General features: G+C 63.6%; 22 protein-coding genes. 10 read left to right on the top strand and 12 right to left on the bottom strand.

Translation table 11 applies throughout. From position 1 onward, the window contains the following. Positions 1-95: 95 nt before the first annotated feature. From C8K44_RS11155 to C8K44_RS11125, 7 genes are all read left to right on the top strand, one after another. Positions 96-1187, top strand: a complete 1092-nt coding sequence (locus tag C8K44_RS11155) for a class I SAM-dependent rRNA methyltransferase (RefSeq protein ID WP_109575860.1) — start codon at positions 96-98, stop codon at positions 1185-1187. After that, a complete protein-coding gene (locus C8K44_RS11150; protein WP_109575859.1) occupies positions 1184-2026 on the top strand; it encodes an RNA methyltransferase in 843 nt (280 codons plus the stop codon). Before C8K44_RS11155 ends, C8K44_RS11150 begins: the two co-directional genes overlap by 4 nt. A 109-nt stretch (positions 2027-2135) precedes the next feature. Then, complete coding sequence (gene lspA, locus C8K44_RS11145; RefSeq protein WP_109575858.1) at positions 2136-2627, top strand: signal peptidase II; 492 nt, start codon at positions 2136-2138, stop codon at positions 2625-2627. Between the two features lie 287 nt (positions 2628-2914). After that, on the top strand, positions 2915-3664 hold the full coding sequence (locus C8K44_RS11140; RefSeq protein WP_109575857.1) for an SH3 domain-containing protein: 750 nt from the start codon (positions 2915-2917) through the stop codon (positions 3662-3664). A gap of 131 nt (positions 3665-3795) precedes the next feature. Next, positions 3796-6075, top strand: coding sequence for an ATP-binding protein (locus tag C8K44_RS11135; protein WP_109575856.1), 2280 nt, complete (start codon positions 3796-3798; stop codon positions 6073-6075). Positions 6076-6274: 199 nt separating this feature from the next. Beyond that, entirely contained in the window at positions 6275-7105 is an 831-nt protein-coding gene (locus tag C8K44_RS11130; RefSeq protein ID WP_245417458.1) for a GNAT family N-acetyltransferase, read from the top strand. 4 nt (positions 7106-7109) lie between these two features. Then, complete coding sequence (locus C8K44_RS11125; protein ID WP_109575854.1) at positions 7110-7463, top strand: MmcQ/YjbR family DNA-binding protein; 354 nt, start codon at positions 7110-7112, stop codon at positions 7461-7463. Positions 7464-7535: 72 nt separating this feature from the next. On the opposite strand, the gene C8K44_RS11120 is transcribed toward C8K44_RS11125, so the two are convergent. From C8K44_RS11120 to grpE, 3 genes are all read right to left on the bottom strand, one after another. Further along, entirely contained in the window at positions 7536-8846 is a 1311-nt protein-coding gene (locus C8K44_RS11120) for an NAD(P)/FAD-dependent oxidoreductase (RefSeq protein ID WP_109575989.1), read from the bottom strand. A gap of 68 nt (positions 8847-8914) precedes the next feature. After that, positions 8915-9547: a trimeric intracellular cation channel family protein gene (locus C8K44_RS11115; RefSeq protein ID WP_109575853.1), complete on the bottom strand. Its 633-nt coding sequence runs from the start codon at positions 9545-9547 to the stop codon at positions 8915-8917. Positions 9548-9663: 116 nt separating this feature from the next. Continuing rightward, a complete protein-coding gene (gene grpE / locus C8K44_RS11110; RefSeq protein ID WP_281062991.1) occupies positions 9664-10341 on the bottom strand; it encodes a nucleotide exchange factor GrpE in 678 nt (225 codons plus the stop codon). A 192-nt stretch (positions 10342-10533) separates the two neighbouring features. On the opposite strand from grpE, the gene C8K44_RS11105 reads away from it, so the two are divergent. Beyond that, entirely contained in the window at positions 10534-10752 is a 219-nt protein-coding gene (locus tag C8K44_RS11105; protein ID WP_109575851.1) for a hypothetical protein, read from the top strand. A gap of 7 nt (positions 10753-10759) precedes the next feature. Here the strand turns inward: C8K44_RS11105 and C8K44_RS11100 are convergent, their stop codons facing one another. The 5 genes from C8K44_RS11100 to cysG are packed head-to-tail and all read right to left on the bottom strand — an operon-like array spanning position 10760 to position 15493. Continuing rightward, complete coding sequence (locus C8K44_RS11100) at positions 10760-11305, bottom strand: DUF934 domain-containing protein (protein WP_109575850.1); 546 nt, start codon at positions 11303-11305, stop codon at positions 10760-10762. Positions 11306-11315: 10 nt separating this feature from the next. After that, entirely contained in the window at positions 11316-12074 is a 759-nt protein-coding gene (locus C8K44_RS11095) for a phosphoadenylyl-sulfate reductase (protein WP_109575849.1), read from the bottom strand. Continuing rightward, entirely contained in the window at positions 12049-13719 is a 1671-nt protein-coding gene (locus C8K44_RS11090; RefSeq protein ID WP_109575848.1) for a nitrite/sulfite reductase, read from the bottom strand. Before C8K44_RS11090 ends, C8K44_RS11095 begins: the two co-directional genes overlap by 26 nt. A 20-nt stretch (positions 13720-13739) precedes the next feature. Continuing rightward, positions 13740-14045: a DUF2849 domain-containing protein gene (locus tag C8K44_RS11085; RefSeq protein WP_109575847.1), complete on the bottom strand. Its 306-nt coding sequence runs from the start codon at positions 14043-14045 to the stop codon at positions 13740-13742. After that, positions 14042-15493 carry a siroheme synthase CysG gene (cysG, locus tag C8K44_RS11080; RefSeq protein ID WP_109575846.1) on the bottom strand — a complete coding sequence of 484 codons (1452 nt, stop codon included), beginning with the start codon at positions 15491-15493 and terminating at the stop codon, positions 14042-14044. Before cysG ends, C8K44_RS11085 begins: the two co-directional genes overlap by 4 nt. 417 nt (positions 15494-15910) lie before the next feature. Between cysG and C8K44_RS11075 the strand changes: the two genes are divergently transcribed. Together C8K44_RS11075 and ybaL are read left to right on the top strand one after the other, a co-directional pair. Continuing rightward, positions 15911-16360, top strand: a complete 450-nt coding sequence (locus C8K44_RS11075; RefSeq protein WP_109575845.1) for a host attachment family protein — start codon at positions 15911-15913, stop codon at positions 16358-16360. A 194-nt stretch (positions 16361-16554) separates the two neighbouring features. Further along, entirely contained in the window at positions 16555-18354 is a 1800-nt protein-coding gene (gene ybaL, locus C8K44_RS11070) for a YbaL family putative K(+) efflux transporter (protein ID WP_109575844.1), read from the top strand. Between the two features lie 65 nt (positions 18355-18419). On the opposite strand, the gene C8K44_RS11065 is transcribed toward ybaL, so the two are convergent. From C8K44_RS11065 to C8K44_RS11050, 4 genes are all read right to left on the bottom strand, one after another. Continuing rightward, positions 18420-20636 carry a transglycosylase domain-containing protein gene (locus tag C8K44_RS11065; RefSeq protein ID WP_109575843.1) on the bottom strand — a complete coding sequence of 739 codons (2217 nt, stop codon included), beginning with the start codon at positions 20634-20636 and terminating at the stop codon, positions 18420-18422. A 124-nt stretch (positions 20637-20760) separates the two neighbouring features. Further along, entirely contained in the window at positions 20761-20976 is a 216-nt protein-coding gene (locus C8K44_RS11060; RefSeq protein WP_109575842.1) for a hypothetical protein, read from the bottom strand. Between the two features lie 35 nt (positions 20977-21011). After that, positions 21012-21260: a hypothetical protein gene (locus C8K44_RS11055; protein WP_109575841.1), complete on the bottom strand. Its 249-nt coding sequence runs from the start codon at positions 21258-21260 to the stop codon at positions 21012-21014. A gap of 71 nt (positions 21261-21331) precedes the next feature. Next, positions 21332-21631, bottom strand: a complete 300-nt coding sequence (locus tag C8K44_RS11050) for a hypothetical protein (RefSeq protein WP_109575988.1) — start codon at positions 21629-21631, stop codon at positions 21332-21334. Between the last annotated feature and the right edge of the window lie 85 nt (positions 21632-21716).

Below are 21716 nucleotides of genomic sequence, written 5' to 3'. Positions count from 1 at the left end.
TTGGCGGAACCTGCCTCCCCGCCGCGACCGCCCGTCCGGTTGCGGTGCGCGGTGGCCTGTGCCAAAAGCGGCCAACCACCCGGAGACGCCGTTCCTTGAAGCACCCGCGCGACAAACGCCGCGACAGCCGCCCGCAACCGCCCCGCAAGGGCGGTGCCGCCCCCGCGCAGATACGAGATCGCGTCGAGCGGCAGCAGGAGGGCAAGCCAGAACAGCGCCCCAGCCCGCGACAGGAGACTGCCCCGGAGCCCAAGAGCGAGCCGCGCAAGCTCGTCCGCCGCGAAGGCGCATTGCCGGCCGAACACCTGCCGCTGATCCTCGAAGTCGCGCCCAATGACGACTATGCGCTGCTCGACAGCGGTGCTGGCCTCAAGCTCGAGCAGTATGGCCCCTACCGGATCGTGCGGCCTGAGGGCCAGGCGATCTGGCAACCGGCCCTGCCGGCAAAGCAGTGGGAAAACGTCGACGCCGTCTTCACCGGCGATACCGACGAGGAAGGCCTGGGCCGCTGGCGCTTCCCCAAGACCCCGCTCGGCGAAACCTGGCCGATGCGCCATGACGGGCTTCACTATCAGGGCCGCTTCACCTCATTCCGCCATGTGGGCGTTTTTCCCGAGCAGGCGACCCACTGGGACCACATGGCCCGGCTGATCAAAGGTGCCAAGCGCCCGGTCAAGGTGCTCAACCTGTTTGGCTATACCGGGCTGGCCTCGCTGGTTGCCGCCCGCAGCGGCGCCGAGGTCACCCATGTCGACGCCTCCAAGAAGGCCATCGGCTGGGCCCGCGAGAACCAGGAAATGGCCGGTCTCGCCAACAAGCCGATCCGCTGGATCTGCGAGGACGCCATGAAATTCGTCGAGCGCGAGGAGCGTCGCGGCAGCCGCTACGACATCATCCTGTTCGACCCGCCGGCCTATGGCCGCGGTCCCAAGGGCGAGGTCTGGCAACTGTTCGAGAGCCTGCCCGCGATGACCGACATCTGCCGCTCGATCCTGACGCCCAATCCGCTGGCCGTGGTGCTGACGGCCTATTCGATCCGCGCCTCGTTCTTCGCCATCCACGCCTTGATGCGCGACACCTTCGCCGGCATGGGCGGCACCATCGAATCGGGCGAACTCGTCATCCGCGAAAAATCGGCGGGACGCGCGCTTTCGACTTCTCTGTTTTCGCGCTGGGTGGCCAAATGAGCGAACACCGTACCGGGGCACCTGGCCGCGTCAAGGAAGTGACGAGCCTCGCCAATCCGCTGGTCAAGGACATCAAGGCGCTGGCGCAGAAGAAGTTTCGCGACCAGCAGAACGCGTTCATCGCCGAAGGACTGAAGCTCGTCATCGACGCGCTTGATCTCGGCTGGACGATCAAGACGCTGATTTTTGCCAAGTCCGCTCTCGGCAACGCCGCCGTGGAAAAGGTCGCGGCGCGCTCGGTTGCCTCAGGCGGCGACGTGCTCGAGGTTTCCGAAAAGGTGCTGACAGCGATCACCCGCCGCGATAACCCGCAGGCAGTGGTCGGCGTGTTCAGCCAACGCTTCGTGCCGCTCAAGGACGTGCGCCCCAAGGGCAACGATGTCTGGGTGGCGCTCGACCGGGTGCGCGATCCCGGCAATCTCGGCACCGTCATCCGCACGGTCGATGCCGTTGGTGCCAAGGGCATCATCCTCGTTGGCGAGACGACCGATCCTTTCTCTCTCGAAACCGTGCGCGCCACCATGGGCTCGATCTTCGCGGTTCCGGTCGCCAAGACCAGTCCGGAGGCGTTTCTTGCCTGGCGCAAGGATTTTGCCGGCACAGTCGCCGGCACCCATCTCAAGGGCGCCGTCGATTACCGTTCGGTCGATTTCGGCAACCGCCCAGTGCTTTTGATGATGGGCAACGAACAGCAGGGCCTGCCCGACAATCTTGCGGACGCCTGCGACAAGCTCCTGCGTATTCCGCAGGCGGGCCGTGCCGATTCGCTCAATCTCGCGGTCGCCACCGGCGTCATGCTGTTCGAGATTCGGCGCAACGCGCTCACACTCAGTGCATGACCCCAAGGACCGGAATCGATTTTTGGAAAGGATCATGCACAAATTCAAAGCGTTACAGCGTCCTTTGCGCGCCCTCTTGGGCGCGTGGCGCTGAAGGAGGCCGCGCCAAGTGAAGTCAGTAGCATTCTATGGCCTTGTGACGGCATTGGCCGTGGCGCTCGACCAGTGGATCAAAATCCTCGTCGAAGCCAATCTCGTCATGCACGAGAAAGTCGACGTGCTGCCATTCCTGGCGCTTTTTCGTACCTACAACACAGGTATCGCCTTTTCGATGTTTTCGAATGTCGGCGACACCGGTCTGATCGCACTGACCGCAATCGTCATCGCACTCGTGACCTACCTGGCCATCCGCACGACACCGCAGCAGGTCATCTCGCGCTTTGGCTTCGCGCTGATCGTGGGTGGTGCGCTCGGCAATCTCATCGACCGCACCGTCTACGGCCACGTCATCGACTACATCTTGTTCCACACTCCGGTGTGGTCGTTTGCGATCTTCAATCTCGCCGACGCCTTCATCTCGATAGGTGCCGCTCTGGTGGTGCTGGACGAATTCCTGAGCTGGCGGCGTGGCCGCAGGGAAACCACCACCTCCGACAAGTAACGGCCTTCTTTGCCGATCAAGTTACAATACGCTTTGTGACTTATGCGTGAAGTCGATCGCGGCTCCCGGACAGACTTCTCTTGGCGGTTAAGAATTTTTTCAGCATGGTCGCAATCGGGTCCAAGGTCTGCCACAATCGGTCATCATGGTGCGATCGGTGGACGGGCCGATAGGTACCGACTAAACTGTCTTGCGGCTACGCGGCGTAGATTTGCGGGTCGAAACGACAGGTGGGGACGCTCATTTTTCCGAGCGCTTGGGGCCTGAGTGGAGAGTTGCTAGTGAAAATGCCCTTCGGGTTGGGCGCAGCCAACAGGTCGCGCTCCGCGATGATGTTCATGAAAGCCGAGCCGGCTTCCTGGCGCGAAAACGCGCCGAACCGCGGGCTGGTCTGCGGCGTATTGGCAATGACCGCGCTTATGAGCGTGACAGCCGTTTCGGCACTGTTCATCGTGCCGCATATGGGCCAGCATTCGGCAAATACCGCGCTAGATGCCCAACAGGCCGCAGCCGCGCCGGCAAAGGAAAAGATCACAGCGATCGCCGCCGAACCGACCGGTCGCAAGGAACGCGTCGCCACCAGCCGCACTTCGATCCTGGTTTCCGACGCCTCTGCCGAAGAAGCCTCCGACATGCCGCTAGCGGCCGACCCACGCTGGGCACAGGTGGTGGCAGCGGCCGCGAACCGGCCGCTGGAAGCGATGCCTGCCATACCTGGTGCAGAGAAGGTCGTCGCTGCGGATCCTGTCGATTCAGCTCCACTCGCGCTGGCCGAAACCACCAGGCCAGATCCTGCTGAAACCGCCGCCGTCAAAGCGATGGAGGCCGAGGTCAAGCCCGCCGGCCAAGCTGGCAAAGGCGGTCGCGAGGCCACCATCAAGCGTTCGGTGAACATGCGCGCCAAACCGCAAAAGGGCGGTCAGGTCCTGGGCGTCATCCCGGCCAAGACCTCTGTGGAACTGGTGGCGTGTACGCAATGGTGTGAAATCGTTTTCAACGGCAAGCGCGGCTACGTCTTCAAAACCTACATCCAGTAGAGTGCCACGCGTCCGAACGAACGCACCAACTACGCACGCTGGACCCAACGTGTAGCGCAAATCGGCGCGACAGCTAAAATTCGAACGATCCGTCCAAATCTTCCCTAAGCACTCGGTGCTAGGCTTCCGCCATGATGACGGAGCCTGGCACAGCGAAAGCAACGACGACGCAGGGCGCGCCCAGCGGCGGCGCCGAAACGCTGTCCAGTCGCCTTGCCATGACGCTGCCGTCGCTTGAGCTACAATTGCCGAAGGAGCCGCCACGCGGACTCTATTTCATCACGATCGTGACCGTATTCGTGCTCGCGGGTATGGCCCACCTGACCGGCGCGCCGGCTTTCATCAGCATCGGCCTGATAGCTGCCGCCATCACCGGCCTCGTGCTTATTTCGCGCAGCCTTGGCGAGCGTGAGCGCGCCGCCGAAGCGATTACCGAAAGCGCTTCACGCAACCGCGCTGAGATCGAAACCCTCGCCGACCGCATGTGGGAGCTGCAGGAAAGCGAAGAACGCTTTCGCGGGCTCATCGATGCGCTTGGCGACCTGGTCGTGCACCGCGACCGTGACGGCCGTATCGTCTATGCCAACAAGGTTTTCGCCGAGCTCATCGGCCAGGATGAGCGCGATATCGCCGGGCGCACTTTGTCGGAACTCGGCGTCGATGTCGGCGTCGTTCCCGATGCCGCCTTCTCCCAGGGCGAATGCCTGAGCTCCACCGACGTCGGCATTCGCTCGAACGGAGCCGTGCGCTGGTTCTCCTGGATCGAACTTTCGGTGCGCGACAAGGCCAGCAACACGGTATCGCACAGGGCGATTGCCCGCGACATCACCGCCCGGAAACGTGCCGAAACAGCATTGATCAGCGCGCGAGAGCGCGCAGAATATGCAAGCCAGGCAAAGTCGCGTTTCCTTGCCACGGTCAGCCACGAAATCCGCACGCCGATGAACGGCATCATGGGCATGGCAAAGCTTCTGCACGATACCGAACTTTCGCCCGAGCAACGCACCTATGTCGGTGCGGTCTCGACGTCGGCAAGTGCGCTTCTGGCCCTGATCGAGGACCTGCTTGACTATTCGAAGATCGAGGCAGGACGCTTCGATCCCGAACCGCAGCCGATGTCGCCGCGCGAGATCGCCGACAATGTGGTCGAGCTGCTGGCCTCGCGCGCCTTCGGCAAGGGCATCGGACTGGGCTGCCACGTCGCGCCGAACGTGCCGCAGATGATCACCGCCGACCCGGGCCGGGTGCGCCAGGTGCTGCTCAACCTGATTGGCAACGCCATCAAGTTCACGGACGCCGGTGGTATCAGGCTTTCCGTCGAACGCATCGGCGACATGATCCGCTTCACCGTTACCGATACCGGACCCGGCCTGCGCGCCGAGGACATGGACCGCATCTTCGAGGAGTTCGAACAGGCCGACGGCACCTCGACCCGCTCGCATGGTGGCGCTGGCCTCGGCCTGGCCATCTCCAAGCGCCTGGTGACGTCGATGGGCGGAACGATACGGGCCAACAGCATTGCAGGCGAAGGCTCGGAGTTTTCCTTCGACCTGCCCGCCGTTGGCGCCGCCGACGACACACAAGCCAGCACTGAAATGCTTGCCGGCCGCCGCGCGGTGATCCTGTCCCGCAACACCACCGAGGCCGAGGCAATCGCCGAGACGATCCGCGCACATGGCGGCAGTGCCGACATCGCCGTCACGCCAGAACAGGCTCAAGGCCTGGCCGCGGGCTGCAACACGATCCTCATCGATGCGGCACTGGAAGAAAATGACGGGCGCATGCTGAGGCAACTGCGCGAGAGCGGCTTCGCCGCAAGCGAAGCGGTGACGCTGATCGCTCCCAACGACCGCGGACTGCTGGGCGAATTGCGCGCCAGCGGCTATGCGACTTTCCTCGCCCGGCCGGTGCGTGGCGAGACCTTGCTTCGCGTGTTGCTGGCGAATCAGGGCGTCGTCCAAGTGCAGCCGCAGCTCACAAAACGTCGCGCGGCGAGCAAACCTGCGGCTCATCCACATCTTCATGGCCTGTCGGTTCTGATCGCCGAAGACAATGATATCAACGCCATGCTCGCGCGCGCCGTGCTGCTCAAGGCTGGGCACCGGGTCGACGTCGTCAACAACGGCAAGGCTGCCGTTGAGGCGGTCACGGGTGCGGCGCGCAAACGCCGCTACGACGTGGTGCTGATGGACATGCACATGCCCGTAATGGACGGTTTGGACGCGATTTCGGCCATCCGCAGGCATGAAGAGCAGCATGGCCTTTCAGCCGTTCCGATCATGGTCTTGTCGGCTGACAGCCAGGAAAAGACCCGCCATGCAGTCCTGGCGCATGGTGCGAGCGGCTTCGTCACCAAGCCGCTCGACCCCGATGTTCTGATAAATCTTGTCGAACAGCGCGCCGCCGCCTGAACTATTCCTGCCGATTCCCTAGCCGGCTAGACGCCGTTGCTTGCCTTGGAAGTCTTGCCCGTGCCGGTTGATCACGATACTGTCACAATCCTGTAGCACCGACACCGTATCCCCGCGCCAGGAGGGATGGCTCGAAGGAGAATCACCCGTGCATACAGCCTTGCCGGACAGTGACACTCAGAAAGCCAACGGCGCCAAGTTGACAGTGCCTTCCAAACCTTTGCTGCCAGGTACACCGCTCGGACGGATAGGTACGCTGGAAGTTCGCCTCGCCAGAGACGAATCAGAGATCGCCGCCGCACAGGAAGTGCGCTACCGCGTGTTCTTCGACGAACTGGGTGCCCGGAAGCAGGCGGCGCACTCGATCGAACGCCGCGACGCCGACCGCTTCGACGACGTTTGCGACCACCTGCTGGTCTTGGACACGTCGATCAACGGCCCCGAGCATCGCCGCATCGTTGGAACCTATCGGCTGCTGCGCCAGGAGCGCGCGACCGAAGCCGGCGGTTTTTACTCCGACGACGAATTCGAACTCAACAAGCTCATCGCGCGCCATCCCGGCCAGCGCTTTCTCGAGCTAGGCCGCTCCTGCGTGTTGCCCGAATACCGCTCCAAGCGAACCATCGAGGCGCTGTGGCAGGGCATCTGGGCCTATCTCAACCGCTACGACATCGACGTCATGACTGGCTGCGCCTCGTTCCACGGCACGGTGCCAGCGGCACATGCCGAGGCGCTGACCTATCTTGCCCATCATTGCCGCACGAGTGCCGACTGGGACGTGCGCGCGGTCGCGTCGCGCTATTGCGCCATGGACTTGATGCCGATCGAAGCGATCAACGCCAAGTCGGCGATCGCTGCCATGCCGCCACTGGTCAAAGGCTACCTGCGCGTCGGCGCCAAGATCGGCGACGGCTGCGTCATCGACCACGACTTCGGCACGACAGACGTCTTCATCGTCATGCCGGTCAAGGAAATCGGCGCCCGCTACATCAACTATTATGGCGGGGAAGCCCAGCGCTTCGCCGCCTAGAGCAATGGTCGACGATCTCTCCAGGGCCTTCGAGATGCTGCGAACAGCGGCCGAAGGCCTTCCGGAGATTGTCGAAAGCACGTCCTACGGCACACCGTCCCTTCAGGTCCGCAAGAAATTCCTCTGCCGCGTCAAGGACGCCGACACGGTCGTGGTGATGTGCGCGCTCGAGGAAAAAGAGATGTTGGTGGCGGCCGACCCACGGCTCTACTTCGAAACCGCTCACTACAAGGGCTGGCCGGCCATGTTGGTGCGCGTCCACGAAATCCCGCTCGATCAGCTCAGAACGCGGCTCGAACGCGCCTGGATGATGCAGGCTCCGAAGAGCCTGCTGAAAACGCGGCAGTACAAAGCCTAAACCGCGCCGCTTCGGCACGATCTTCATCTGGCAGCTGCCGAGGCCTCGCCGCGATGTCGCGGGGCCCGATCGCTAACCCAGCGGCGAATTTGCTTTGACAGCGCCCTTGGCCGTCGGATTTTCAGGCGATTCGATTTGCGCCTCGCCTTGTGTGATCAGCCGTGCGCTACGCTGATTGCGGGCATGAACCCAAAGCCAGTTGATGGCGACGCTGAGCCGGGCTCGCGAGCCAATGAGGAAGTAGATATGGGCGATGCCCCACAGCCACCAAGCCAGCGCGCCTCGCAGTCTCATCCAACCGAAATCGATGACCGCGCGTCGTTTGCCTATCTGGGCAAGGCTACCCTGATGGCGGTAGTGGAACGGCTGCGGCTCGGCATCACCGCGCAGCCGCTGCTTGATGACGGCGGCGACATACCGGCCCTCCTGCTTGGCGGCGGGTGCGATCCCCGGTGCGGGCTTTCCGTCCGGCCCGTTCACCGTCACCGTGTCGCCGATGGCAAAGATCTCGGGGTGACCGGGCACCGTAAGGTCGGGCATCACCTGGATGCGTCCCACCCTGTCTGCAGGTGCCCCCAGCCACTCGGCAGCGGGTGATGCGCGCACGCCGGCAACCCAGATGATCGTCCTGGTCGCCAGCCTGATGTCGCCATAAGTGACGCTGTCGGCGGAGCAGTCGGAGACCGCTCGCCCAAGCTCGACCTCGACGCCAAGCTTGCGAAGCGAGCGTAGCGCATAGTCAGACAGGTCTTCGGGAAATCCTGCCAGAACACGCTGGCCTGCTTCGATCAGCACGACCCGTGCCCGGCCCGTGTCGATGTTACGGAATTCGCGCGGCAACGTATCGCGCGCCAATTCGGCAATCGTTCCGGCCAGCTCCACCCCGGTCGGACCGGCGCCCACGATGACGAAGGTCAACAGCGCGGCCTGCTTTTCAGGATCGGCCTCCTGCTCGGCTCGTTCGAAAGCCACCAGGATGCGCCGCCGGATCGTCGTTGCATCCTCCAGCGTCTTCAAGCCAAGGGCGTAAGGCTCCCATTCGTCGTGCCCGAAATAGGCGTGGCGAGCTCCGGTCGCCAGCACCAGCGTGTCGTATGGCACCGTTGCGCCGTCTTCGAGCAGCACAAGGCGTCGCTTCGCGTCGACACCCGTCACATTGGCCAGGACGGTCGTAACTCCCGGCCTGTCCCAAACAAGCGAACGGATCGGCCAGGCGATCTCGGATGTGGCCAGCGAGGCCGTGGCAACCTGATAAAGCAGCGGCTGAAAAAGATGGTGATTGCGCCGGTCGATGAAGGTGATGTCGACCGGTGCGCCGGCCAGTCCCTTGACGACCTCCAGGCCGCCAAAACCTGCGCCGACAACCACTATTCGCTGTTGCATGGCGGGTATCCTCTGCTGATGCGGCACCTGCGAAACCGCGCCTTGGAACCGGGGCGCGGCCATGATCCTCACGGAATATCCTCCGGATTTCGGCCGGGACGGCTGCGGTAGGCGGGGAAGGTCCACCCGAATTTCAGCGCCCCACCGCGCACCATGAAGGCGGCGACGAAGGCGACAACCGCTGATGCCTGAGGCGGCAGTTCGGCGATCTCGGCGAGCGTGTAGATGCCGGCCCCGACCATCGCAGCGGAGACATAGATTTCGGGCTTGAGCAGCACGGATGGTTCGCCGGCAAGCAGGTCGCGCAGGATGCCCCCGAAAGTGGCGGTCAAAAGCCCCATGACGATGGCGACCGTCGGCGAACCGGTTGCCTCCATCCCCTTGGCAGCGCCTATGGCGGCGTAGGCCGACATGCCGAGCGCATCAAGCCAGAGCAAAAGCTTGTAGCGGGATTCGACGAGATGGGCGGTGAAGAAGACCACCCAGGCCACGGCGACACAAACCAGGATGTAAGCCGGATTGACCACCCAAAACACCGGCAGGCCAAGAATCACGTCACGCACGGTGCCGCCGCCGATGCCGGTGAAGCTTGCCAGGAACAAGAACCCGATGATGTCGAGTTGCTTGCGCGAAGCAGCAAGCGCGCCGGTGGCGGCAAACACCGCCACGCCGGCATAGTCGAGGTAGAGCAGTAGGTTCATGCTGCCAGCGAGTAACGAGTAGCGAATAGTGAGCGAGAATAGCAGCGTCGGGCACCGAAGCCAGAGCCGCTCTAAATCTATTCCCTACTCACTACTCCCTGTCCTCTATTCGCCGATCAGGCGTCCTTTTCGGCTTGCTCGTTGACCGGACCGGGCTCGGCCGGCGCTTCGGCGACATGCTTGGGGCCGCCCTTGGCGACGCCGACCATGGCAGGACGCAGGACGCGGTCGCCGATGGTGTAGCCCGACTGCACGACCTGCACGACCGTGTTGGCGGGCACGTCGGGGTTCGGCACCTCGAACATTGCCTGGTGGAAATTGGGGTCGAACTTCTCGCCTTGCGGGTCGAGCTTGCGCACGCCGTGACGCTCCAGAGCCGCGAGCATCGAACGCTCGGTCACCTCGACGCCCTCGATGAGGCTTGCAAGTCCAGCGCCGCCGGCAGCCTTCGCCTCGTCGGAAACCGCCTCGATGGCGCGACGCAGATTGTCCGACACGGAAAGCATGTCGCGGGCGAAATTGGCCACCGAATAGGCGCGGGCATCCTGGACGTCGCGCGCGGTGCGGCGGCGCAGGTTCTCCATCTCGGCGACCGTGCGCAAAGCGCGGTCCTTGAGTTCTTCGTTTTCTTTCAGCAGTCGCACGACAGCTTCATAGTCGCCGTCGACAGCGCCCTCGATCTTTTCGGCCTGGGCCTCGGCAGCCGCCGTCTCATCGGGCGCGCGTTCGTCTTTTGCCTGGTCGCTCATCGCCATTTCCCGTTGTTCGGATACGTTTGAAGTTGCGCCCGATATCGAGGTTTGGGTGCCAAAAATCAAGGGGCAAGGGTCGCAGGGGACGGGATGCCGCGCCTTGCGGCGCCCTCAGCCCCGGTTCGGCAAGCGCCGGCAATTCCAAGTTAATTCAAGTTTTACCATACAGGGCGACGATTGCCATGGCGGGGCCACCAATATGGGAACCATTTGCATCTGGCAGGAGTTCTCACGATGAAGAACAGGCCTTTTGTCATGCCAAGCACACACAACAGCAAAACCACAGCCAAGGTCGCCACTGACATCAGGCGCCAGCTTGCCTCGCAAAGCAATGTGCGCGTGCTCGAATCCATGCCGGTGTTCCGGGCAGATGGCACCCTTCCCAAGAAGCTCAGAAAGCTCCTGAAGAAGCTCGAGGCCGCTGAGCAAGCCCAGCCGCTGTCAAAAGGCTGAAGCCGTCTTATGTCGCCGCGGCGCGGCGCCACGTGTATTTGGCGCCCTTTTCCGATGGTTGAGCTGCCTTGGCCGCGGGCTGGTAATGAAGCGGCAAGCCACCAACCTCGCCTGCTTCGAGCCGCTTCAGCAGCACCGGGTGCGAGACCTCGAACTCGTTGAAGCCGACACGCAGCATGTGCGGCAACTGGTCGATCAGAACCTGCCCGGTTGCCCGCACGGCGCCTTCGAAATTGTGCCGGCTACGCAGAAGTTCAGCCTTCGAGAACGAACGGCCGTCGTTGAACGCCGGGAAGGCAAGTGCCACCAGCGCAAGATCGTCCAGAAACTCGACGATCGCCTCAAGCTGGTCGCCCGGCTGTAGCGACACGCCAAGACGCTCCTTGGCGGCATTGCGCTGCGCCGGATCCAGTTCGAGAAAGGCCTGGAGCGGCAGGATGACCCGGCTGTTGCCGGCAAGCGCGCCAGCGTCCTCGGCATGGACCCAGCCGTCGTCGCGGAAGCCCTGGGATGTCCAGAGGCGGATCTTTGTCTCCGGTGTCGCTTCGGTCATGTAGAAATTCCTAGAGGGATGCGTCGGTCAGCGACTGTTCGAGGCCGGAAAGGTGGATGCCGCATTCGGTCTTGCCCTGCCCGGCCCAACGTCCGCTGCGGGCATCCTCGCCCGGCTTGACGACCTGCGTGCACGGAAAGCAGCCGATCGACAGGTAACCATAAGCGACCAGCGGGTTTTCGCGCAACGCGTGCTTGCGCATGTATTCGGCGAGGTCGGCGGTCGTCCAACGGGCGAGCGGATTGATGCGAAAGCGCGGACCGACCTGCTCGAACACCGGCAGAGCGGCACGTGTCGCCGCCTGAAACCGCTTGCGGCCGGTGAACCAGGCGCGGAACGGCTCGACGCCGCGTGCCATGGGCTCGACCTTGCGCACGTCGCAGCAGGCGTCCGTACTTGTCTTGTGCAACTCGCCAGTCGGATCGACGCGCGCCAATGCCGCCTCGTCAGGCGTGATGATGCGGATATCGGTCAGGCCGAAATCGGCGGCGAGTGCGTCGCGATAGTCGAGTGTTTCGCCGAAATGCTTGCCGGTATCGAGGAAGATCACCGGCAGCTTGCGGTCGACTTCAGAGATCATGTGCAGCAAGACCGCCGAATCCGCCCCGAAGGAGGAAACGGCGGCGATTTCGCCTGCAAAGCGCTCGATTGCGGCGCGCTCGATGATCTCCACGGGCGTCAGATGCCCGTAAAGCGCGTCGAGCGATGCGGCCTCAGCCAGAACCTGCGCCTCGGTGTCGCCGTCAGGCTGCCTTGGCTTCGCTAGCATAGAGCGCCTCCTTGAACGGCGCTGGGCCTACGCGGCGGTAAGCGTCGAGGAATTTTTCCGAACGGTCGAGCCTGATCTGAAGATAGGTCTCGACGATGGTTTCGATGGCGTCGGTGATCTCCTCCGGGCCGAAGCCGCGGCCGATGATCTCGCCGACCGACGTGTGCTCGTCGGCCGAACCGCCAAGCGTCACCTGGTAAAGCTCCGCGCCCTTCTTCTCAACCCCCAGTATGCCGATGTGGCCGACATGGTGGTGGCCGCAGGCATTGATGCAGCCCGAGATCTTGAGCTTCAGCTCGCCGATGTCGCGCTGACGCTCCAGCGAAGCGAAACGCCTGGAGATTTCCTGCGCCACCGGGATGGAACGGGCGTTGGCCAAAGCGCAGTAGTCGAGGCCCGGGCAAGCGATGATGTCGCTGATCAGGTTCGAATTCGCGGTGGCAAGCTCGATCGCCACCAGCGCGTCGTAGACCGCCTTGAGGTCGGCGCGCGCGACATGCGGCAGGATCAGGTTCTGCTCGTGGCTGACGCGAATTTCGTCGAAACCGTATTGCTCGGCGATGTCGGCCACTGCCTCCATCTGGCTGTCGGTGGCGTCGCCCGGCACCTCGCCGATGCCTTTGAGCGAAATCGTCACGGCAGCGTAGTCGGGATTGCAGTGGGTGAACACGTTCTGGTCGAGCCATTCGCCGAAGCTCCTGGAATCGAGCCGTGCGAGCTTGATCACCTCGTCGCCCTCCGGCCGTGGCTTCAGCGCCGGCGGCGCGAAATAGGACTGGATCGCCGCAACGTCCGCTTCCGGCAGCTTCAGTTCGCCGTCCTTGAGCGCCTGCCATTCAGCCTCGACCTGTCGCACGATCTCGTCGACGCCGGTCTCGTGGACCAGTATCTTGATGCGCGCCTTGTACTTGTTGTCGCGGCGTCCATAGAGGTTGTATACGCGCAGGATCGCGGTGGTGTAGGACAGCAGGTGTTCTTCGGGCAGGAAGTCGCGGATCTTCTTGGCAACCATCGGCGTGCGGCCCTGGCCGCCGCCGATATAGACGGCGAAACCGAGCTCGCCCGTTTCGTTTTTCTTCAGATGCAGGCCGATATCGTGCGTCTGGATCGCCGCGCGATCGCGCTCGGCGCCAGTTACCGCGATCTTGAACTTGCGCGGCAGGTACGAGAATTCGGGATGCACCGAAGACCACTGGCGCAGGATCTCGGCGTAGGGACGCGGGTCGGCGGCCTCGTCGGCGGCCGCACCGGCAAAGTGATCGGCGGTGACGTTGCGGATGCAGTTGCCGGAGGTCTGGATGGCGTGCATCTCGACGCTGGCGAGATCGGCCAGGATCGCCGGAATGTCCGACAGGGCCGGCCAGTTGAACTGGATGTTCTGGCGCGTGGTGAAATGGCCGTAGCCCTTGTCGTATTTGCGCGCGATGTGGCTGAGCATGCGCATCTGCTTGGAGTTCATCGTGCCATAGGGCACGGCGATGCGCAGCATGTAGGCGTGCAGTTGGAGATAGACGCCGTTCATCAGACGCAGCGGCCTGAACTGGTCCTCGGTGATCTCGCCGGCAAGGCGGCGCTCGACCTGATCGCTGAACTCGGCGACGCGGGCCTTCACGAAGTCATGATCGAATTCGTCGTAACGGTACATGGTCGTCTTCCGGTCTATCTTCAGGCGGCGCCGGCTGCGGGCCGGGCCTGCTTGCCAAGGTCGAGGCGGTTGGTGGGGCCGGCCGCGCGGATCACTTCGCGCAGCCTGAGCGGGTGGATCGCGCCATCGACGACGCTGACGTCGATCAAATTGACGTCGACCACCTCGTTGTTGTCGTAGGCAGCCTTGCCGATCGCCTCGAGGCGCGCTTCGCCAGCCTTGTCGTAGACGGTCGCAGCGACATCGATCGTCTCGGCCCAGTTGCCGTCGGTTGAAAACCACACGGCCTCGCCATCGGTCAGGCGGTTGGCGGTAAGGATCTTCATGCCCTGCTTCCTTCGAGCGCCGCGAATGCGGCCTGTTCGTGCCTGTGTGCCGCGAGCGGCTCGGAGAGTTCGAAATTCGCACCCGCAACCGCGTCGCCGATGATGGTCATGACTGGACCTGTGAGGTCGCCGCGGCCTTCGAGCGAAGGAAGGTCGGCGAGCGTGCCGTGGAAGCGGCGGCGGTTTTTCAGGCTGGCATTCTCGACGACGGCCACCGCCGTATCGGGCGAAAGCCCCGCAGCGATGAGACGGCCAGCAACGTCGGCGGCGACGGAGCGGCCCATGTAGACGGCGACGGTAGCACCTGAGATCGCGAGCTTGGCCCAGTCGGGCAGCGAGCCGCCCTTGAGATCATGGCCGGTGGTAAAGACCATCGACGAGGTCACGCCGCGCAACGTCAGCGGCAGCTCGAAATCCGCGGCGGCGGCAAAGGCGGAGGTTACGCCCGGCACGACCTCGTAGGAGACGCCGGCATCGCGCATCGCTTGCATCTCCTCGCCGGCGCGGCCGAAGACCAGGGGATCGCCCGACTTGAGGCGCACCACGCGCTTGCCGGCCTGTGCCAGTTCGACGAGCAGATCGTTGATCTCGCTTTGCGTCTTGGAATGGCAACCCTTGCGCTTGCCGACCGGCAGCCGCTCGGCGTCGCGGCGGCCCATTGAGATCACCGCCTCCGGCACCAGCGCGTCATGCACGATGACATCGGCTTCCATCAAAAGGCGATGGGCGCGCAGGGTCAGAAGATCCTCGGCGCCGGGGCCTGCGCCGACGAGCGCAACATGGCCCTTGGTCGAGCCATTTTGCAGCAACAGCTCGGTTGCGGCGTCATGCGCGTCGGCAAGCTGGCCGTTGTCGAGGGCGTGGGCGGGGGCGCCTTCAAAGAATTCGCGCCAGAAACCGCGACGCACATTGCCCTTGGGCAGCAAGCGCTCGACCGCGTCACGGAAGCTCGCGCCCAGCGTTGCCAGCGCGCCCAGCTGAGGCGACAGCATGCGGTCGACACGGGCGCGGATCATCTGGGCAAGCACTGGCCCCGCCCCTTCGGTGCCGATGGCTACGGCCACCGGCGCACGGTTGACGAGTGCGGGCGTGAAGAAATCGCAGAGTTCGGGGCGGTCGACGGCATTGACGGCGATTCCGAGGCGGCGGGCGTCTTGGGAGATGCGACGGTCGAGCAACTCGTTACCGGTGGCCGCGAACACCAGCACCGCGCCCTCGACCAGCGCTGACTCATAAGTCGCGTGGATGCGGGTTGCGCCGTTGGCAGCGATCCAGTCGCGCAGCTGAGGCTCGACATGCTCGGCGATAATGCGGATTTCCGCGCTGGACTGGCTGAGCAGGCGGGCCTTTGCCAGCGCCTCGTCGCCACCGCCAACGATGGCCACGACTCGGCCTTCGACCTTCAGGAAGATCGGAAAGGCATTCAGCTTGGCGGCGGCTTGCGTCATGTCAGGGGTTCCGGGATACCCGCCATTTTTAGCTGCCCTTGCCGCGGCACAGAAGAAACGCACTCGCGCGCCCCGGCATGGGAGGCAATCGCTTTTGCCCGCGCCATTGAGGCAATAGAATATTATTCCGCGCCGTGGCCGGAACGGCCATTTCCGCTCGGCGACGTCTCATGAGCCTCAGCGCCAGGATCAGGGCCTACAACCCTTGCATCGCAAGGAATTGCCAAGCGTGCAGCACAGCCGACCAGGCCATCGGCCAGGCGCGCACATGAAGCATGTTCGGCTCGTTTTTGCTAATTTCTACTAACTTAGTAGAATTAAGCCAGGCAACCTTGCCGCCAAACTTTTCGGAACATCCGCGGGCACCTCGCGTTCCCCAAGCGGGGCACAACGCCTCGCCAGAAAAAGGAGCACGACATGACGCACATCAATCTGAAGCACGGGATCTGGGTGCTGGTGGCGGATGGCGAAAAGGCGCTGTTTTTGCGAAACCAAGGCGACACGAAGTACCCGAACCTCGAAATCGTGCGCGAAATGGAACAGGAAAACCCGCCGACACGCGAGCAAGGCAGCGATCGCCCCGGCCGCTACAGCGACGGTCCCTCGGCCCATCGCAGTGCTGTCGACGACACCGACTGGCACAGGGTCGCCAAGGAGCGTTTCGCCGACGAGATCGCTGCACGGCTCTACAAATTTGCCCACGCTGGCGATTTTCGCGAGATCGTGCTGGTCGCTCCACCTGTGGTGCTCGGCGAACTGCGCAAGAAGCTGCACAAGGAAGTCGACCAGCGCGTTTTGGCTGAACTTCCCAAGACACTGACCAATCACAGCGTCGCCGACATCGAGACGATCCTGATGGCGGCCTGACCCGCTACAGTAGTTCCAAGCAACCTCGTGATGTGTGCCGGCAGCGATTGCCGGCATTTTTTTTGCCATATGCCAAGTTTCTTGGCCGCTCAGGGTTGCGCATGCGCGCTTGCGCCCACCATATTGGAAACGCAGCGGATTTCACCGCCGCACCCCAACAAATCGTCAAATTTCCGAAAGGTGCCGCCGGGACAATGCCGCATGACACGCCCCTCATCGCTACCATCGTCGCCGGTCTGGGGCTGGCATTCATTTTCGGCGCTCTCGCCAATCGATTCAGGGTTCCCCCGCTTGTCGGCTATCTGATCGCCGGCATGCTGGTCGGGCCGAATACGCCCGGCTTCGTCGCCGACCAGAAACTGGCGCTGGAGCTCGCCGAAATCGGCGTCATCCTGCTGATGTTCGGCGTCGGCCTGCATTTCTCGCTGAAGGACCTGTTGTCGGTGCGCGCAATCGCGGTGCCCGGCGCGATCGTGCAGATCGCCTTCGCGACCGCGCTTGGCGCAGCGCTTGCCTGGCTGCTCGGCTGGTCGATCGGTGCCGGCCTGGTGTTTGGTTTGGCGCTGTCGGTCGCCTCGACGGTCGTGCTTTTGCGCGCCCTGCAGGAGCGCCGCATGATCGAAACCGAACGCGGACGCATCGCCGTGGGCTGGCTCATCGTCGAGGATCTGGCGATGGTGCTGGCGCTGGTGCTGCTGCCCGCGCTCGCCGGCGTGCTCGGTGGCGAGCAGCAGGCGGCACAGGCGCCCAACATCCTCGCCCTTCGCTTCGATTTCGGCGTCTGGGGCGTGCTCGGCATCACGCTTGCCAAGGTCGCCGCCTTCGTCGTGCTGATGATGGTCGTCGGCCGTCGCGTCATTCCCTGGCTGCTGCACTACGTCGCCCATACCGGCTCGCGCGAACTGTTCCGCCTCGCGGTGCTGGCGATCGCGCTCGGCGTCGCCTTCGGAGCCGCGAAACTGTTCGGCGTGTCGCTTGCGCTCGGCGCCTTCTTCGCCGGCATGGTGATGAGCGAATCCGAGCTCAGCCATCAGGCGGCCGAAGAGACCCTGCCTTTGCGGGACGCGTTTTCGGTGCTGTTTTTCGTTTCGGTCGGCATGCTGTTCGACCCGACGAGCCTGCTCAGCAACACCTGGCCGATCCTTGCAACGCTGTTCATCATCGTCATCGGCAAGTCGGTCGCCGCCTTCCTGATCGTCGTCGCCTTCGGATATCCTGTTGCAACGGCGCTCGTCATTTCCGCCAGCCTTGCCCAGATCGGCGAGTTTTCGTTCATGCTCGCCAGTTTGGGTGTCAGCCTCGACCTGCTGCCCGAACAAGGACGCGACCTGATCCTGGCCGGTGCGATCCTGTCTATCGTGCTCAACCCGCTGGCCTTTGCCGGTGCGGCGCGCCTGAAGCCCTGGCTCGAAAAGCGCGCCGGCATTGCCGAGGCCGTCGAAGCGGTGCCGATCGGCCCGGCGACCGAACCTGGCGAGGTCGCGACCACGACCGTCGTGCCAGTGGCGGACGACGAGGATGCGCCGCCTCCGACCAAGCTGACCGACCACACCATCCTCATCGGCTATGGCCGCGTCGGCTCGCTCGTCGGCCAATCCCTGAGGGAGGCCGGCCTGCCCTTCCTGGTTATCGAGGATGCCCACAAGACTGTCGCCAAGCTCAAGGCAGACGGCATCGAGACGGTGTCGGGCAATGCGGTCAAGGGCGAGGTGTTCGCCTCGGCCAATGCCGCCGGCGCAAAACGGCTGATCCTGGCTATCCCCAATGCCTTCGAGGCCGGCCAGATCATCCTCAAGGCCAAGGCCGCCAATCCCGAGATGCTGATCGTGGCGCGCGCCCATTCCGACGCCGAGGTCGACCATCTCACCGGGCTCGGCGCCGACAAGGTGATCATGGGCGAGCGTGAGATCGCGCGCGGCATCGTCGAGCAGGTGCTGGCGGCCAAGACCACGCCGCCAAGAGGCGATCCCGAGCAATCACCGGCAGTTGCCTGATCAGGCACCGTGTGAGGCGCGCGACTTGAGTTCGGCCGCGCCAATGCATCTTCGCAAGCGGAGGACTAATTCCCCAAGAGAACGTCGAGGATGGACGTCTCGCGACGCTGGGTCGGGCCGCCGACATCGCCTGGAGGCACCGGGCGGCGGATGGAGGCCGTCGAGGATTGCTCCTGCGTCCCGGCATCACCGACCTGCTCGACCGGTCGAGGTTGCTGTTGTCGCTGAATTGGCTGCGGCGCTGCCGGAAAACTGTTGTCGTCGAGCGGCTGGCTTTCGACCGCGACTTCAGGTGTCTCGGGCCTCGGCGTCCACGAGCCCGGCAATGCCGCCACCGGTACGCCTTCGTGGGCGGCGACCATGAATTCATGCCAGGCAAGGGCCGGCAGCGCGCCGCCGGTAACTTTCTTCATCGGCTTGCCGTCGTCATTGCCGAACCATACGCCCGTTGTCAGGTTCGCGGTGTAACCGACAAACCAGGCATCACGCGAGTTCTGGCTGGTGCCTGTCTTGCCGGCAGCCGGCCATGCGAAGGCTGCCTTCCTGGCCGTGCCCTCTTCCACCGCGCCGGTCATCATGGCGTTCATCATGCCGACAACCTCCGGGCTGATGACACGAGGGCCGCCGCCGGACGTGTTTTCGTACAGCACCTTGCCGTCGGTCGTGGTGACCCGGCGGATGATGTGCACCTCGGGGCGATAACCGCCATTGGCGAAAGGCACGTAGGCTGCGGTCAGCTCGAGCGGCGTCACCTCGGACGTGCCAAGCGAGATCGAGACGTTGGGCTGCAGTTCGGATTCGATGCCCATACGGTGCGCCGCTTCGACAACCGCGTTGGGCCCGACTTCCATGGCAAGCTGGGCCGCCACCGAGTTGAGCGACTTGGCGAGTGCGGTCTTCAGCGTCACGCGGCCAAAATACTTGCCTTGGTAGTTTTCAGGGGTCCACTTGCCGATCTTGATCGGCGCATCGTTGCGGACGCTGTCGGGCGTACGGCCCTGTTCGACGGCTGCCATGTAGACGAATGGCTTGAAGGCCGATCCAGGCTGGCGCCGCGCTTCGGACGCGCGGTCGAACTGGCTGGTTGAGTAATCATAGCCGCCGACCATGGCACGCACGGCGCCCGAATTGTCGATCGACACCAGCGCGCCCTGGCTGACATTGAGCTTCTTGCCGTTCTCGTCGATCAGGCGGCGGATCGACTTTTCGGCCAGCTCCTGCAGGGTCAGGTCAACAGTGGTATCGACGATGATGTCCGAACGCACCTCGCCGATCAGGTCGGGCAGTTCCGCCATCACCCTGTCTGCGACATAATTTTCCGAACCGGTCCAGAACGATGCGGCGCGCGTAGCCGGCGCGCTCATGGCCGTGGTCAGCTCCTTTTGGCCGATCATGTCCTGGTCGCGCATCGCGGCCAGCACGAGCTGCGCGCGGTCGCCGGCTGCCTTTGGGTCGCGTGCCGGCGATAACCTTGACGGCGCCTTGAGCAGGCCGGCCAGCAAAGCCGCCTCGGCGAGCGTCACATCCCGCGCGGACTTGCCGAAATAGCGCCGCGAGGCCGCTTCCACACCGTACGAACCGGAGCCGAAAAACACCCGGTTGAGATACATTTCAAGGATCTGGTCCTTGGTGTGCTTCTGCTCCAGCCACATCGCCAGGAGCACTTCCTGGACCTTGCGCTCCAACGTGCGGTCGGGCTTCAGGAACAGGTTCTTGGCGAGCTGCTGGGTCAGCGTCGAGCCACCCTGGGTGAAACGCCCATGCAGGAACCTGGTGGAAACGGCGCGCGCCAGGCCGATCGGGTCGAAGCCGAAATGCGAATAGAAGCGCTTGTCCTCGATCGCGATCACGGCTTGCGGAATGTAGGGCGACATCTCGTGCAGGCCGACGGCCTCGCCGCCGGTCATGCCACGATTGGCAATCAGCTTGCCGTCGACTCCGACGATCTTGATGTTGGGCGAGCGGTCGGGAATCGCCCAAGTCGTGGCACTCGGCATCTTGGCGCCGTAGTAGACGACGATGCCGGCGGCAGCGATACCGCCCCAGATGGCAAGCACGAAGCACCAGTAGACCAGCCGGCCGACAATGCCGAACATGCCGCGCCGCGGTTTTCTGGCCCGGCCTCGGGGCGTCGACCTCGCCTTGGAGGATTTGCGTTTTGCAGGGGCCTTGCGGCTAGGCACGACGCGATCCTCCTCGCGCACCGAAAAGACCTCGTCTTCCGCGTCATGGCGCGGTCCATCGAAGCTTGGCTCGATGCGTCTGTCTCTTCGGTTCGCCATACCTGTGTGTCCGGCCCCCATGCCAATGGCGTTCCGGTTGGACATTAAATGCGGCGATTTAAGGAGGCATTAAGTGACGCGGTGTGGACAAGCGGCGCTACGGCGGCGGGGGTTGCCGCAAGTCTCAAGGCCCAATGGTCTTGTTGAGAGCGGCCGAGATGCGTTCGCGCAATATCTCGGCGATGTCGGGATCCATGTGCAGGCGCACGCGCCCGCCACGGACATCGACAAGCGTCACGGCGATGCCGTCGAGTGTATCGTCCCTCGCCGACTCGACAGAAGCGACCATGAACTCATGCTCTTTGCGTTCGGGCTCTTTGCGATCGGGTTTTTCGGCCATGGCTGTTCTCCCTGGCAGGCAACCCGATCATACGCCTATTCTTCCTCGTCGTCGCCGCCAGGCTTGGACCAGGAGTGCGGGGAAATGCGCTTTTGGGTGTCGCTGTCGACATAGGCCCACCAGCCCTCGTCGCTGTCGTCCCATTGGCCGCCGGCAGACTTGAGGCGGGCCAGCGAACGGTATTGCGCCACCGATTCATTTTCCTGGCCGTCGCGGTCGGTCCAGTAGACCGTAACCTTCGAGCCATCCCTGGGCGCGGTGTCGATCGGCAGTTTGGCGCTCATGCTGTTCCCTCAAGTGTGATGACGAACAATAGCCCACCGCGCGGCCCGGTAAAGCCACGCGGGGGCGAATGTCATCGGCGCGTCAGCAACGCGGCCAGCAAACCGAAAACGGCAACGCCCACGAGCGCAGTCGTCATCGGATTTTCCTGCGCCCGCTTCTGGGCCAACCGTGCCTGCTTGCGCATGGCAGGCATCGCGTCGGAAAACCGGTCGTAGAAACCGTCATAGAGTTCAGAGGCGCTTTCGCGCGTATCGGCAAGCGCCGCCGCGCTGCGCTTGGACATCGCCTTGGTCAGCGAAGCGACCTGCTTTGTCAGCTGGGAAACCTGCTCTTCGAGGTCGGACTGGATTTCTTCACGGGTCGTAGCCATTCGGGCATTTCCTTTCATCAAGTAACGCTCCCAAACGGCCCAGCCGCCAAGTTCGTTCCAAAAGAAAGGATTGTCCGAAGCCTCG

This window comes from Aminobacter sp. AP02, assembly GCF_003148805.1.
In the GTDB taxonomy this organism is placed as follows: Bacteria; Pseudomonadota; Alphaproteobacteria; order Rhizobiales; family Rhizobiaceae; genus Aminobacter.
Note: the sequence above shows the minus strand (reverse complement) of the source record. Positions and strands in the feature narration are given on the sequence as shown.